Raw genomic sequence first — 14,554 nt, forward strand, 5'->3', positions numbered from 1 at the left:
AAACCTTCTTAGTCAAATAATCCGAAAAACTCGCCGTATCCCTCTTCTTCGAGTTTGTCTTTTGGGATAAACCGTAGTGCGGCGGAATTAATACAGTAGCGTGCATGGTCCGGGCCTGGGCCGTCATCGAAGACGTGTCCGAGGTGGGAGTCACTCGTTTTGGAGCGAACCTCGATTCGTCTCATCCCATGTGAGGTATCAAATTTCTCCTCGATTTCATTGCGGCGAATCGGTCTCGTAAAGCTCGGCCAACCACAGCCGGCATCATACTTATCCTTAGAACTAAACAATGGCTCACCCGAGATAATATCGACATAAATGCCGTCCTCTGTATGATCCCAAAACTCATTACGAAACGGCGGCTCGGTTGCGTTACGACGTGTGACCTCAAACTGCAGCGGGGTTAATTCTTCCCTCAGCTCCTCATCACTCTTCCGTTTCTTCCAATTTTCACGAATAAATCCAGCTCGGCCAGATCCCTCGCGATAAAGATTATAGTGGAACGGATTTCTTTTATAATAATGCTGATGTTTTTCCTCCGCTCGATAAAACGGACCTGCCGGCAGAATTTCCGTCACAATCGGTGCCGAAAACCGTCCACTTGCAGCCAATTCCGCCTTTGAAGCCTCCGCCTCGGAACGTTGCTCTTCATTATGGTAAAAGATAGCAGTCCGATACGAAAGCCCGCGGTCATTAAACTGTCCGCCCGCATCTGTCGGATCAATTTGCTGCCAAAACAGCTTTAATAACTTCTCATAAGGATATATGGCTGGATCAAACGTAATCTGGACCGCCTCATAATGCCCGGTTGTATCCGAACACACTTCTTCATAGGTTGGATTCTCCTTATGACCACCTGTATATCCTGAAACCACCTCGATAATCCCCGGCTGCTCATCAAATGGTGACACCATACACCAGAAACAGCCGCCGGCAAATGTCGCCAACTCAAACTTTCCAGACATGCGATTCACTCCTTATTATTTGTAAAAAATTTCCCTAACAAAAAGGAATTCCACTACCTTTTATTGTATGATAAAAAAAGATAATTACAAAGGAGTACGAACTGTATGTCATTCCTACAAGACAATATTGAAAGTATCATTGAAAAATCAATGGAAAGTAATCGAATCCCAGGCGCAGCCTTTGCCGTCATTCAAAACAATGAAATCATCCTATCAAAAGGATTTGGACGTACAACCCTTGAAGAGTGGGGGACCCCGGTTGGCCCGAATACACTATTCCGGATTGCCTCCGTCAGTAAGCTTTTTACCGGCACGGTTATGATGATGTTAGTGGAAAAGGGCCTGATTGATTTGGATAAGACGGTCCAAGATTACATTCCATGGTTCACAACGGCAGACCCGGAACGCTCGAAGCTCATCACCATTCGGATGCTTCTGTCCCATTCATCGGGACTGCCGACCGGAGGGGGCTTAAGCTTCCACTACAATGAATCGGCATTATTAGAATACATGAAGGAAGTCGTTCCAACATTACCCATTCTTTTCGACCCGGGAACAGCCTATTCCTATGGCAATCACGCCTTAAATATTGCCGGATTCGTAGCGACCCAGGTAACCAATAAACCATTTGCAACCCTTATCCAGGAAATGTTGTTTGACCCGTTGGAGATGACGCAAACGACCTATCAGCCATTGAGGGCGATGACCCAGTCGCTAGCACTAGCGCATGAGCATGATCAAAATGGAAAATTAGTACCGGCACAGCAATTTTTCGATAATGCGGCCAGTTATCCGTCTTATTATGCCTTTTCGTCGATTGCGGATTTAATAAAATTTGCCCAATTCCACTTAAACGAAGGGCTTTACCAAAATAACCAAATCCTACAGGCATCCTCGATCAAAGAAATGAGGAGCGAGCAAAGCAAATGGTATAACCTGAGCGATGGCGGCTGTGGGATTACTTTTTTCAAAGAAACGAAGGATGGGATTACTCGTTTCTGGCATTATGGCCAGTATAGCCATCAGTATTCCAGTCAATTTATCCTCGTTCCGGAAAAGGGAATCGCCGTAATCGCATTGGCAAACGGGGAAAATATCTTCCAGGCCGGCTACGAGATCGTCGATGAACTGCTAAAACAAGAAAAGAGTCCCCGACAGGAAGAACTACAGACCAACGACGAAATACCGAATCTCGCCAACTATCAAGCTACTTATTTACACAGTTATTACGGGCTATTCCAGCTTGATCAAGAGGGGGAAAACTGGAATTTAATCCACGATGGCCAAGCCTACGAACTAACACCTTATCGCAACGATATTTTTGTTTGTAAGGATGAGCAAGGTCAAATCCGCTTTACGGTTGGTTTCCCGAAGTTCCAAACCCAAAAGTGCTTGATGATCAACAGCAGTGCCTGCCCGGAATTTGTACAAGATTACCAATGGAATCCTGAAGACTGGAAAGCTTGGCAGGGTCGCTATGATGATGGTCGAGAATCGTACGAAGTTTACATTGAAGAAAACCAGTTCATCATTCAGGAGCAGCCAACCAATAAACGATTCGTCGGACAAGCCATTAAGCACAATCAATTCCTCACCAAGGAATATGGTCTAATCCGTTTTATTGACGTCCATGGCCAAACCAACTTGGAATTTGGCTATGCCTGGCGTTATCCGAAACAAATGGAGTGAAACCGATGTTCAAACTATTATTAATTGAGGATGATGTTACCCTTTTTCAAGAAATCAAGGAACGGCTCACTAGCTGGTCCTATGATGTGTATGGAATTAACGATTTCTCCCATGTTCTCCAAGAATTTGCCGAAGTCAAACCAGATTTAATTATCATTGATATTCAACTGCCAAAGTTTGACGGCTTTCACTGGTGCCGGATGATTCGTTCCCATTCCAATGTGCCCATTTTGTTTTTATCATCACGGGACCACCCAACCGACATGGTCATGTCGATGCAGATGGGTGCCGACGATTTCATTCAAAAACCGTTTCATTTTGAAGTGCTAATTGCGAAAATCCAAGCAATCCTCCGTCGTACCTATAATTACAGCACGGAGCAGAACACGCTGAAAACCTGGTGCGGGGCAACGATTGATTATGATAAAAATACGGTCACCAATGAAACAGGAAGTATCGAACTAACCAAAAATGAACTATTCATTTTAAAACAGTTGATTACGCAGAAAAACAAAATTGTCAGCCGCGAGGAATTAATCAGAAGTCTATGGGAAGACGAGCGCTTTGTCAGCGACAATACGTTAACGGTCAATGTCAACCGGCTGCGAAAGCGACTTGATGAAATTGGCCTCGGTCATTTTATCGAAACAAAGGTTGGTCAAGGCTATATGGCATTGGAAGGGGAATCCCTATGATTAGAGCATTTTTACGGGAACGGCGTAGCTGGATTCTCCTCTTTTTTATCTTACAATCTTTGATTTTTTTTGTAAGCTATACGGACCCAAGTATTCCATTGCATGCTACTTTTTATATTTTTTTCTTGTCCTTACTGATTTTCATTCCATTTCTATTGATTCGCTACTTCAGAGAAACGAGATATTTTCGAAGTTTAACGGAATGGGAGAATGAGCTTGATTTAACCCACCTTGACGCTGCGGAAAGTCCATTTGAAAAAATCATCGAAGACAGTCTAACCAATCAGACGGAAGCGCTTAAAAGATCCGTTACGCAGAATTGGGTCGCTCTAGAGCTGGAAAAGGACGAGCTGTTGGCGTGGATTCACGAGGTAAAAACACCGTTAACGGCGATGCACCTAATGATTGACCGACTGCAGGACCCGTTAAAGGCGTCGATTGCCCATGAATGGTTGCGGATTCATCTATTGCTTGATACCCAGCTCCATCAAAAGCGGATTCCATTTATCGAAAATGACTTATTTATGGACGAGCTTGATTTAAAAACGATTATCTATCAAGAGATTAAAACGCTGCAATCATGGTGCATTCAGAAGGGAATTGGCTTTGAGGTGGAGTTAGCGGTGCCGCGCGTCTTAAGCGATGCCAAATGGCTTGCCTTTATCATCCGGCAGCTACTGACAAACGCCGTTAAATATAGCGAGGCCTCCGACATTATCATTAAAAGCTATCAAGAGGACGAACAAACAAAACTAATGGTTCAGGACTTTGGCCGGGGGATTTCCCAAGCTGACTTGCCGCGAATCTTTGAAAAGGGATTCACCTCAACCGCCAACCATCACGACAACGCAGCAACCGGTATGGGGCTATTCCTAGTCAAAAAAATCGCCCAACCATTAAACATACACATCAACATCCAATCACAACTCGGCAACGGAACCACCGCCAGCCTCACATTCCCACGCAAAAACGACTTTAACACTTTAACACTTTAAAGCGCAGCGGGACAGTCCCCACATGCTTTAAAGCACTAAAGCGTGCATGTGACAATAATGTCACATGCTTTTGTTTGTTTGTTAGGTGATTCGAAGGATGGGGTTTCGGGTTGGGGCTATAATGGGATTATCAAATGTGGAGTGTGGGAAACGATGATGATTTTAGAAGCGACGAAGATTCAAAAAAGTTATGGGAATAAGTTTAATAAACAGGAAGTGTTGAAGGGGATTGATATCCAAGTTCAAAAAGGAGAATTTGTTAGTATAATGGGGGCGTCAGGCTCGGGGAAAACGACCTTGCTGAATGTGCTATCTTCAATCGATAAGGTCAGTGGAGGTACGATCCGTATCGAGGGCAAGGAAATGACGGCGATGAAGGAAAAGCAGTTGGCTGAGTTCCGCAAGAACCATTTAGGATTTATCTTTCAGGAATACAACCTGCTTGATACGCTGACCGTCAAGGAGAATATCCTGTTACCGCTATCGATTTCAAACGTATCTAGAAAAGCCGCCGACCAGCTTTTCAAAGATGTGGCTGAAGAACTGGGAATCTATGAAATAAAAGATAAGTACCCGAACGAAATTTCTGGTGGGCAGAAACAACGGACCTCAGCGGCGCGGGCATTTATCCATGAACCAAGCATTATATTCGCCGATGAGCCAACCGGGGCGCTAGATTCGAAATCAGCCTCCGACCTCCTAAATAAACTAAGCGATTTAAATCAAAAGCGTAATGCGACGATTGTGATGGTCACTCATGACCCATTAGCAGCAAGTTTCTCTAACCGCGTTGTTTTTATCAAAGACGGGCAAATCTATACGCAATTGTATAAAGGCGATCAATCAAGACAAACATTCTTTAAAGACATAATGAAAACGCAAGGAATCTTAGGTGGGGTGCAAAATGAACATTAATCAGCTCATCTTCCGAAACTTGAAAAAAAATCTCAAAAACTATTTTCTTTATGTGTTTGCATTAATTTTTAGCGTTGCCTTATATTTCGCCTTTGTCACCCTGCAATACGACCCGGCGATGGATGCAACAAAGGGTACGATTAAAGGAGGAGCAGCCATCAGAACAGCTTCCATCCTCTTGGTAGCCATTGTCTCGATATTCCTTTTATATGCCAATAATATTTTCATCAAACGACGCAGTAAAGAAATTGGCTTATTCCAACTAATTGGGATGACAAAAGGAAAAATCTTTCGCATCCTCACAACCGAAAACTTTATCCTTTATTTCGGGTCGATGTTAATTGGAATCTTTCTCGGCTTTGCGGTTTCTAAATTGGTGTTAATGACGCTATTAAAAATCACCCATGTTGACGCAATTGCCACGCTACATTTTTCAGATAAGGCATTCTTGCAAACGGTGATTGTCTTCGCGATTATTTACTTGTTTATCATGCTGACAAACTATCTTTTTATTAAAAGGCAGACGATCCTAAACCTATTTAGGGTGACTTCCTCAGCCGAAGGGAAAGTTAAAAAATTATCCGTGTTTGAAATTTTACTAGGAATCCTGGGGATTGCCTTCATCATCTCCGGTTATTATGTCTCTTCCAAATTGTTTAGCGGTGATTTGGTCACGATGATGGAGCTGTTTTTAGCAATGGCATTTATTTTAGGAGCCGTGATTCTGGGGACTTATTTATTTTACAAGGGTTCGGTTAGCTTTATTTTCAACCTAATCCGCAAAAAGAAAAACGGTTATTTGAACATTAACGAGGTCTTATCACTGTCATCCATCATGTTTCGAATGAAATCAAATGCGTTATTATTAACCATTATAACGACCGTTTCGGCGCTGGCCATCGGGTTATTATCACTTAGCTATATTTCGTATTTTTCCGCGGAAAAATCAGCAGAAAACCAGGTTGCTGGGGACTTCTCTTTTAATAATAAAGAGGACTATGAAGCATTTTCGAAAGCACTAACAGCGGAAAATATTCCTTTTACGGAAAAACAAATTGACGTTCTGATGGTGAACGCGAATTTAGAGTCGATTATGGATGCTGGCAAATTAATAACTGATACAAAAAATATGTCATTAGCCGTGATTAGCGAGAAAGATGTGACCGACAAAGATGTATCTCCAGAAGAGACCGTCTTTACCGGATACAACGATTTACTGCAGAAGTTTATGACGCTAAAAGAAAGTGGAAAAGTTGTTTTAAAGGGGCTGAAGTCTACTATCGAGTTAGACTACCTCGGTTTAGAAAAGGATTTCCCTGTTTCCTGGTATTTCACAAGCGGCGGTTCACCTGTTGCCATCGTTGATCAAACGGTATTCGACCAGTTGAAAGCTGACATGAATCCTGCGATTCAAAGGGAATCCTCTCTATTTATTGGAATCCACTTGAAAAATGAAGATCAGCTAGAAAAGGCTAACGATATTTTTACAAGAATGACCTTTAAAAATGAGCGATCTCATGATTCACGTTTGGAGATGAGTAATAATCAGAAAGAAGTCATTGGGCTAGCGATGTTTATCGTCGGTTTCCTTGGCTTAACGTTCCTGATTACGTCTGGATGTATCCTTTATTTTAAGCAGATGGGCGAGGGCGAAGAGGAGCAGCCAAGCTACACGATTCTCCGCAAACTTGGCTTTACTCAAACTGATTTATTGAAGGGAATCCGCGTGAAGCAAGCCTTTAATTTTGGGATTCCGCTAATCATTGGCCTTCTACACAGCTATTTTGCCGTCCAATCAGGCTGGTTCCTTTTCGGTACGGAAGTCTGGACGCCAATGATCATCGTCATGATCATCTACACGGGGCTTTATTCCATTTTTGGGGTGTTATCGGTCTATTATTATAAAAAAATCATTCGCGAAGCGCTATGATTGGGTGAACGGGGTCGAGGTTTAGTGCCTCGACCCGTTTTCTATTCCCCGCCCGCAGCTTCCCATTTCGCAATCTCTTCGCGGACGCGTGGAGCGACTTCTTTTCCTAATAGCTCAATCGACTTCATTACCAGCTCATGCGGCATTGAGCCAACCGGACAGTGCAGCATAAAACGAGTGACGCCAACATTTTTACGTAAATGTATAATCTTCTGTGCTACCGTCTCTGGGTCGCCAACGTATAGCGCACCTTCAAAGCTACGAGCGGCATCAAAACTTGAACGGTCATATTGCCCCCAGCCCCGCTCGCGACCAAGCACGTTCATTACATACTGTGTTGATGGGAAAAATTGATCTGCCGCCATCGCTGTATCTTCTGCGACAAACCCATGGGAATGCGATGCAACGGACAGCTTACTGATATCATGACCGGCTTGAGCTGCGGCACGGTAATACAACTTTACCAATGGTGCAAACTGAACTGGACGGCCACCAATAATCGCTAACACAAGCGGCAATCCTAACAACCCAGCGCGAATAACCGATTGGGAGTTTCCACCGCTACCAATCCAGACTGGAAGGGGATTTTGCTCTGGTCTAGGGTAAACACCACGATCGTGAATCGCCGGACGATGGCCGCCGCGCCATGTTACTTTTTCCGACTCACGAATTTTTAACAAAAGCTCCAGATTCTCATCGAATAACTCGTCATAATCCTTTAAATCAAAACCGAATAACGGAAACGACTCAATAAAGGAGCCGCGTCCAGCCATAATCTCGGCGCGACCATTCGAAATCGCATCCACTGTCGCGAAATCTTGAAAAACTCGGACAGGATCAGCCGAAGATAACACTGTCACCGCACTCGTTAACCGAATCCGTTTCGTCCGTGACGCTGCCGCTGCCAATACAATCGCAGGTGCAGATGCCGCAAAATCCTCACGATGATGCTCACCGACACCAAATACATCCAAGCCAACTTGATCGGCTAACACAATTTCCTCGACCACATCACGCAATCGCTGGGCATGGCTGATTACCTTGCCTGTTATCGGATCTGGCGTTGTTTCAACAAACGTACTAATACCAATTTCCATTCTAAAAAATACCTCCTACTTTCAAGTATCTCCATTTTGAGACATCTACAACTCACTTTCAAGTTTTTGAACTCCATACCATTTATTGTGACCAATTTTATTTACTAATTTTAATCCGCTGATAAACTTAATAATGAAGAAGAAGAGGGGGTGGTGCGAATGTTACCACAAAAACAAGGAGAGGCATTGACCTTAGAAAATAAATTTCAAACCTATCTCGGTTCACCTGAAAAGCAAACGGCACTTTACCGACGAACGCTATGGATTGTCGCAATCGCACAAATATTCAGCGGTGCCGGACTTGCTGCGGGGATCACAGTAGGGGCGCTGCTTGCCCAGGATATGCTCGGCAGTGACAGCATCACCGGGGTACCGGCAGCGATGTACACCTTAGGATCTGCGTTAGCGGCGTATGTTATCGGCCGGCTTTCGCAACGACATGGACGCCGTCTCGGGCTTGCCGCCGGTTTTTTAACAGGAGGAATGGGTGCGATTGGTGTTCTAATCGCCGCGATGACCAATAATATTTTCCTTCTATTTGCGGCCCTTTTCATTTATGGGTCAGGATTTGCCGCCAATCTCCAAGTTCGCTACGCGGGAACCGACCTCGCCAATGCCAATCAGCGGGCAACAGCCATCAGTATGACCTTGGTGGCAAGCACCTTTGGGGCAGTCGCAGGTCCTAACCTTGTCAATGTGATGGGGAACTTTGCAAAAGGGGTAGGGGTCCCAGCCTTAGCAGGACCATTTATCCTGTCGGCCTTTGTTTTTCTGCTAGCTGGATCGATTTTATTTATTTTCCTTCGTCCTGACCCACTTTTTGTGGCAAAAGCACTGACAGAACGCGAAAATCAACAAGCAAACACCCTTAGTGCCCCACAAGAAGTGAACAAACGTGGCATTGTCGTTGGCGCAGTCGTGATGATTTTATCGCAAATCGTTATGGTTGGGATTATGACAATGACACCAGTCCATATGGGTCATCATGGACATGACCTCGGGGATGTCGGTCTCGTCATCGGTATTCATGCAGGGTCGATGTTTCTGCCATCGCTTATAACGGGGCGACTCGTTGATAAAATTGGGCGGCTAGCAATGGCTATCGCATCAGGTATCACCCTTCTTGCTTCAGGGGTTGTTGCTGCGATGGCACCACCTGATTCCATGATCTTCATCACCATCGCCTTAGCTTTGCTTGGCCTTGGATGGAACTTAGGCTTAATTAGTGGAACCGCGCTCATTGTTGATTCTACCAGCCCTAAATCGCGTGCGAAAACGCAAGGGTCTGTCGACGTATTCGTCGCTCTGGCCGGAGCATCCGGAGGCGCGCTTTCCGGGATCATTGCGGCACATACCAGTTTTGCGACCCTGTCTCTCATTGGTGGCTTTTTGTCATTTTTGCTAGTTCCAGTTATTATCTGGTTTCGAAAAAATTAATGTCTCATTGGAAGGATGAACGCCTTGAAGAAACTTTGTCTATCTATCGCCATGATTTTGCTGATTTTATCAGGTTGCACCGCCAAGGACGACAGGGAAAACCAAAAAGCTTCCGAGAAGCAAGTTGAATTAACGGTTTCCGCAGCAGCAAGCCTACAAAACGCCTTAGATGAAATTAAGGCTAATTTTGAAGAAGAATATTCTAATGTTAAAATCTTTTTCAACTTTGGTGCTTCCGGTGCGCTCCAGCAACAAATCGCTCAAGGCGCTCCGGTCGACTTATTTTTCTCGGCGGCTGAAGATAAATTTGATGCTTTATTAGAGAAGGGGCTCATCAACCCTGGCCAAGGCATCGATTTAGTCGGCAACGAATTAGTTTTAGTCGTGCCAAAGGATGGGGATCAAGCCATCAAAGCTTTTGAAGACCTTCCTAAAGCTAAAAAAGTTTCCATCGGCACCCCTGAAACAGTCCCAGCCGGAAAGTACGCCAAGGAAACATTAGAAAATATCCAAGTTTGGCCATCCCTCGAGGACAAGGTGGTTTACGCAAAGGACGTTCGCCAGGTGCTCACCTATGTGGAAACAAACAATATCGATGCGGGTATTGTTTATAAAACGGATGCCTTAATTTCATCTAAGGTTGATATTGTCGCAACCGCACCGGAAACGGCTCATGCGCCAATCATCTATCCTGTCGGGATGATTAAAAAAAGCTCACATAAAAAAGAAGCCCAACTGTTCTATGAATACCTGCAAAAGGATGAATCAATAAAGGTATTTGAGAAGTATGGGTTTAAAAGCTTAAAATAAAAAACCAGCATCTTTGTTGGTTTTTTTATTTTAAGGTAAATATTTTTACTTTATAAGGTAATTACCTATTGCTTTTAAACGTAATTTTTATTACTATGAAACTAGGAGGTGTAAATATTGGAAAATATACGTTTGAATGTTCCGTTATTGCGTAGAAAGGTGCCAAACCTGACGAGTGCGGCAAAATCAATCGGTTTACGTCCAGCAACCGTATCGAATTTATGTACTGGGAAAATCCCAGTCGGGCGTGCTGAGGTTCGTACGCTAGTCGCGTTGGCAACATTAGCGGAATGTAGTTTAGATGAATTAATTTTACGAGGGGAGACCGTCGAGATGATTGAAACCAAAATTAAGACATTGGATTTATTTGCTCCGATTGCCAAGGGCGGCACGGTTGGTTTGGTGGCGCGTCCGGGAATGGGACAGTTAGTCGTGCTATCGGAATTATTTTACCGACTAAAACAAGAAGGGTACTTTACTATCTTGCTGAAGCCGGAAGGAAACTACCCTGAAATCAGTGACATGCTTGATTATGTTGACGCTTTAGTAGATTCAATTGAGCAGGCTTATGAGAAAGCCGTTTCCCTAGGTGGAAATGTTGATGTTCTGTTTGCCGCTGACCGTTCCCATGTATTAACGGGAGCAATCTATAAGCTTCAGGAGCAATTCCAAGCATCCCATGTTCAATCGGTGACAACTTTCCTACTAGATTTAAAAGGGGAGGCAATGGATGAAGAGCTTCCGTATGGACCACTTGAAACATTGTGGCACTTCGACGCAGACCTCACAGCTAGACATCGATTCCCTGCGGTCAATCCTATCTCTTCAACATCATCTGTCCTAGAGGGTATTCACCTCGATCAAAACCATCTATCTCTCCAATTACGAGCGCAAAAACTATTACGCCGCTATCGTGAATTGCGTTCTTTGGCGAATGCACGCGGATTAAGTTCGATTCCAGCTTCAGAAGAGCAAACCTATAGTAGGGGCGAACGACTAGAAGCTTATCTCACCCAGCCGTTTTATGTCGCAGAAGCTTATACCGGCAAAAAGGGTGAATCCGTTGAGATAAAGGACACCTTAAACGATGTTCGCAAAATTCTTGACGGCGGAATGGACTCGGAAGAACTGAAAGCATTGGATTATATCGGAAAGCTTTAAGCTGGTAAAAGTTAGGGTAATTGAGTGGGTGTGATATGAAGCTAATCGTGACCGAGAGAGATTTTTCCCGGGAGCGATTAGCTTTTTTTTCATGAATGAGAGAGCTTTTGCTGTCACGATTTGCTCTTTTTCGTGACCGAGAGGGCTTTTGCTGTCACGATTTGCTCTTTTTCGTGACCGATAAAGCCCATTTTGACCTCGTCCTGTCTGAACTCATGCCTTGTTCGGACTCCATTTTGCTTTTTCGAACCTAGCCTGTCCGAACTCATGCCCTGTTCGGACTCCATTTTGCTTTTTTGACCTTGTCCTGTCCGAACTCATGCCCTGTTCGGACTCCATTTTGCTTTTTCAACCTTGTCCTGTCCGAACTCGTGCCTTGTTCGGACTTCATTTTGCTTTTTTGACCTTGTCCTGTCCGAACTCATGCCCTGTTCGGACTTCATTTTGCTTTTTTGACCTTGTCCTGTCCGAACTCGTGCCTTGTTCGGACTCCATTTTGCTTTTTCAACCTCGTCCTGTCCGAACTTATGACCTGTTCGGACTCCATTTTACTTTTTCAACCTCGTCCTGTCCGAACTTATGCCCTGTTCGGACTTCATTTTGCTTTTTCGAACCTAGTCCGTCCGAACTCACACCCTGTTCGGACTCTGTTTCTCTTTTTCAACCTCGTTCTGTCCAAACTCGTGCCTTGCTCGGACTCTGTTTCGCTTTTTATCGGCCATTTTGTCCGAACTAAGAATATAAAAGCTAAATTACCCTATTTTTCCAAATAAAATAAAATTTTTCCAAAAAACTTGATACGAAACCCAACTTACTTCGTCTAAATAATTGGAAATGACAAAGGGCCCTTGTCATCAAAAGAAACTTCAATGATGAAAGGAAAATGAATTATGAAGAAATCATTTATTTTAGCAACCGCATTAGTAATGGGAATCACAACAGCCTCCTATACGGCTTATGCCGGCCAACAGCCTCGTAATGAGGTAACGCCAGTCCAACAAGTGGTGGAAAAAGGCTCCATTGAGGAAAGACTAGAAATGTTGGAAAGAGCGATTGTGCCTACTACAGCAGAAGGAACTATTAAACTGTGGGCAACCGCAGTCAAAGATCGCAACGCCGCCCTCCAATATGCTCTATTCACAAAGGAATCTAGAGTAGGATTAAAGCAATCCTTCGAGGCATTCCACTGGGTATCAGGAGCTTCCAGTCCATGGGTCGAATCGTTTAAGGTAATTAGCGAAAAAGAGAATCAAGACAAATCGCTAACCGTTGTGGTCGAATTCGAATTAGCGACTTCCACAGGTTTTGCAGGGGTTGACCGCGCGAAGCTTACGCTAGTAAAAATCGGTGGCCAATGGTTCATCAAGGACTTAGGTCCATCCAATGAAAAAGCAGTCGGGATTTGGAACACACCAGAATCCATCAATGAACAGAACTTAGAAAATAATGCAAAAGACATTAAAACCTTTGAAAGCAAACTAGGCTACAACCTACAGTTACAAAAAAGAGACATGGACAAAATTTCAGCAAAAGATTCAACTTGTAAAAATGAACAAGGCAATCCACCATGTACGAACATTTATTATAAAGATGCCAAAACTAAAAAAGACGTATTAATTGTCACGCTAATAAAATTAACCGATAAGCAAGTGAAATCGAGCTATTATCAGGACCACCCGTTCCTTCATAAAATCGGCTCAAACGGAAAAGATACGTACTTCACTATCTACCCAAGTGAGCACGCTTATGCGAAAAACCCAAATTCAGCTGAAGCGAAGGAATATACGTACTTAACCGGTGTTCTAAAGGATCGTACTTCAAAAATCATGATTAAAAAATAGGCCCAAAATGAAACCGAATTGCCCATGAAAAACTGGGTAATTCGGTTAATTTTTTATAATAAATAGTTTTTCACATACTCCAAAAACTTCCTTACCGCTGGAGAGGCATCCTGCAACGAATTCACTGCTATTCCAAGTGACCGAAACTCCCCCAAACCAACGATAGAAATCTGGCGATGCTGTCCACGCAAAACCAACTCAGGCAAGATACTGACCCCAAGCCCCTGTTCCACCATCGCCATAATCGCATAGTCGTCAGCGACTACGAATTTCACATTCGGCACCAACTTGCCAAGTACGCGATTGATGTCATCATCGCCACCCTCTCGCGGCATAATAAACGGCTCCCCCGCAAGCTGCGCCAAATTCACAGAAGGCTGACCACTTAACGGATGATCCATTGGCAAAATGACCATCATCTGATCCTTCTTCAAGGGAATCACATCCAGTTTATCCAAGGTCGGCAATGATAAAAACCCACAATCAATCTTGCCCTGGGCAATCCAATCCTCTATCTGCCGATAATTCCCTTCCATAACCTTCACCTCTATATTCGGGAAGTCTCGGCTAAATCCATTCAAAATCACAGGCAGCCAATGCACCGATACACTCGTAAACGTTCCGATCCGAATCGTCCCCGTCTCCATGCCGTGAATCGAGGCAACCTCCTGCTCTAAATGCTCATTCCATTTCAGAATTTCACCGATTGTTTTTAAAATTTGCTCGCCATTCGGGGTTAATTTTACCCCAGAACGACTCCTCGTCAGCAATAAGAATCCGAATTCATCTTCTAAACTATTAATCGTGTGGCTGACACCGGATTGGGTAAAGCCTAGCTCCTCCGCTGCTCTCGTTAGGCTGCCAAGCTCGACGACCTTCATCAATACCCTATATTTACTTATACTCAATACTACCAGCCTCCACCCTCGCTTACATGAATTTTACTCATGTTATCCATCAAAAACATGCGTTTTACTTGTTTGTTTTAGCTTAGTATACTGAATCTACTCAACTATGAA

13 protein-coding genes are annotated in these 14,554 nt (G+C 43.9%); 9 read left to right on the forward strand and 4 right to left on the reverse strand.

Annotated elements, in window-relative coordinates; translation table 11 throughout:
• Positions 1–8: 8 nt before the first annotated feature.
• Positions 9–965: a peptide-methionine (S)-S-oxide reductase MsrA gene (msrA, locus tag ACX9YW_RS06825; RefSeq protein ID WP_460343798.1), complete on the reverse strand. Its 957-nt coding sequence runs from the start codon at positions 963–965 to the stop codon at positions 9–11.
• A gap of 105 nt (positions 966–1,070) precedes the next feature.
• On the opposite strand from msrA, the gene ACX9YW_RS06830 reads away from it, so the two are divergent.
• The 5 genes from ACX9YW_RS06830 to ACX9YW_RS06850 all read left to right on the forward strand — a co-directional run bounded on the left by ACX9YW_RS06830 (position 1,071) and on the right by ACX9YW_RS06850 (position 7,189).
• Positions 1,071–2,654, forward strand: a complete 1,584-nt coding sequence (locus tag ACX9YW_RS06830) for a serine hydrolase domain-containing protein (protein ID WP_460343801.1) — start codon at positions 1,071–1,073, stop codon at positions 2,652–2,654.
• A gap of 5 nt (positions 2,655–2,659) precedes the next feature.
• On the forward strand, positions 2,660–3,349 hold the full coding sequence (locus ACX9YW_RS06835) for a response regulator transcription factor (protein ID WP_460343804.1): 690 nt from the start codon (positions 2,660–2,662) through the stop codon (positions 3,347–3,349).
• Positions 3,346–4,344 carry a sensor histidine kinase gene (locus tag ACX9YW_RS06840; protein ID WP_460343807.1) on the forward strand — a complete coding sequence of 333 codons (999 nt, stop codon included), beginning with the start codon at positions 3,346–3,348 and terminating at the stop codon, positions 4,342–4,344. The genes ACX9YW_RS06835 and ACX9YW_RS06840 overlap by 4 nt, the downstream gene beginning before the upstream one ends.
• A 153-nt stretch (positions 4,345–4,497) precedes the next feature.
• Complete coding sequence (locus ACX9YW_RS06845; protein ID WP_460343929.1) at positions 4,498–5,259, forward strand: ABC transporter ATP-binding protein; 762 nt, start codon at positions 4,498–4,500, stop codon at positions 5,257–5,259.
• Positions 5,249–7,189 carry an FtsX-like permease family protein gene (locus tag ACX9YW_RS06850; protein WP_460343810.1) on the forward strand — a complete coding sequence of 647 codons (1,941 nt, stop codon included), beginning with the start codon at positions 5,249–5,251 and terminating at the stop codon, positions 7,187–7,189. Before ACX9YW_RS06845 ends, ACX9YW_RS06850 begins: the two co-directional genes overlap by 11 nt.
• A 41-nt stretch (positions 7,190–7,230) precedes the next feature.
• Here ACX9YW_RS06850 and ACX9YW_RS06855 read toward each other — a convergent pair whose 3' ends face one another.
• The gene (locus ACX9YW_RS06855; RefSeq protein WP_460343813.1) at positions 7,231–8,286 is read right to left on the reverse strand and encodes an LLM class flavin-dependent oxidoreductase; all 1,056 of its coding nucleotides are present in this window, start codon (positions 8,284–8,286) and stop codon (positions 7,231–7,233) included.
• Between the two features lie 159 nt (positions 8,287–8,445).
• Between ACX9YW_RS06855 and ACX9YW_RS06860 the strand changes: the two genes are divergently transcribed.
• From ACX9YW_RS06860 to ACX9YW_RS06870, 3 genes are all read left to right on the forward strand, one after another.
• Positions 8,446–9,723, forward strand: coding sequence for an MFS transporter (locus ACX9YW_RS06860; protein ID WP_460343815.1), 1,278 nt, complete (start codon positions 8,446–8,448; stop codon positions 9,721–9,723).
• A 24-nt stretch (positions 9,724–9,747) separates the two neighbouring features.
• On the forward strand, positions 9,748–10,533 hold the full coding sequence (modA, locus tag ACX9YW_RS06865) for a molybdate ABC transporter substrate-binding protein (protein ID WP_460343818.1): 786 nt from the start codon (positions 9,748–9,750) through the stop codon (positions 10,531–10,533).
• 117 nt (positions 10,534–10,650) lie between these two features.
• Complete coding sequence (locus ACX9YW_RS06870; RefSeq protein WP_460343821.1) at positions 10,651–11,694, forward strand: F0F1 ATP synthase subunit beta; 1,044 nt, start codon at positions 10,651–10,653, stop codon at positions 11,692–11,694.
• A 113-nt stretch (positions 11,695–11,807) separates the two neighbouring features.
• Here ACX9YW_RS06870 and ACX9YW_RS06875 read toward each other — a convergent pair whose 3' ends face one another.
• Positions 11,808–11,963, reverse strand: coding sequence for a hypothetical protein (locus tag ACX9YW_RS06875; RefSeq protein WP_460343823.1), 156 nt, complete (start codon positions 11,961–11,963; stop codon positions 11,808–11,810).
• Between the two features lie 621 nt (positions 11,964–12,584).
• On the opposite strand from ACX9YW_RS06875, the gene ACX9YW_RS06880 reads away from it, so the two are divergent.
• The gene (locus tag ACX9YW_RS06880) at positions 12,585–13,535 is read left to right on the forward strand and encodes a hypothetical protein (protein ID WP_460343826.1); all 951 of its coding nucleotides are present in this window, start codon (positions 12,585–12,587) and stop codon (positions 13,533–13,535) included.
• A 53-nt stretch (positions 13,536–13,588) separates the two neighbouring features.
• Here ACX9YW_RS06880 and ACX9YW_RS06885 read toward each other — a convergent pair whose 3' ends face one another.
• Entirely contained in the window at positions 13,589–14,443 is an 855-nt protein-coding gene (locus ACX9YW_RS06885) for a LysR family transcriptional regulator (protein ID WP_460343829.1), read from the reverse strand.
• Between the last annotated feature and the right edge of the window lie 111 nt (positions 14,444–14,554).

The sequence above is a fragment of the Pseudoneobacillus rhizolycopersici genome (genome assembly GCF_054786815.1).

What these genes read in the sequence shown, in the direction of transcription:
- ACX9YW_RS06875 (WP_460343823.1), bottom strand. Translation starts at nt 11,963, where the DNA reads ATGAGTTCGGACAGGCTAGGTTCGAAAAAGCAAAATGGAGTCCGAACA.
- ACX9YW_RS06840 (WP_460343807.1), top strand. Translation starts at nt 3,346, where the DNA reads ATGATTAGAGCATTTTTACGGGAACGGCGTAGCTGGATTCTCCTCTTT.
- msrA (WP_460343798.1), bottom strand. Translation starts at nt 965, where the DNA reads ATGTCTGGAAAGTTTGAGTTGGCGACATTTGCCGGCGGCTGTTTCTGG.
- ACX9YW_RS06855 (WP_460343813.1), bottom strand. Translation starts at nt 8,286, where the DNA reads ATGGAAATTGGTATTAGTACGTTTGTTGAAACAACGCCAGATCCGATA.
- ACX9YW_RS06860 (WP_460343815.1), top strand. Translation starts at nt 8,446, where the DNA reads ATGTTACCACAAAAACAAGGAGAGGCATTGACCTTAGAAAATAAATTT.
- ACX9YW_RS06850 (WP_460343810.1), top strand. Translation starts at nt 5,249, where the DNA reads ATGAACATTAATCAGCTCATCTTCCGAAACTTGAAAAAAAATCTCAAA.
- ACX9YW_RS06880 (WP_460343826.1), top strand. Translation starts at nt 12,585, where the DNA reads ATGAAGAAATCATTTATTTTAGCAACCGCATTAGTAATGGGAATCACA.
- ACX9YW_RS06845 (WP_460343929.1), top strand. Translation starts at nt 4,498, where the DNA reads ATGATGATTTTAGAAGCGACGAAGATTCAAAAAAGTTATGGGAATAAG.
- ACX9YW_RS06835 (WP_460343804.1), top strand. Translation starts at nt 2,660, where the DNA reads ATGTTCAAACTATTATTAATTGAGGATGATGTTACCCTTTTTCAAGAA.
- ACX9YW_RS06830 (WP_460343801.1), top strand. Translation starts at nt 1,071, where the DNA reads ATGTCATTCCTACAAGACAATATTGAAAGTATCATTGAAAAATCAATG.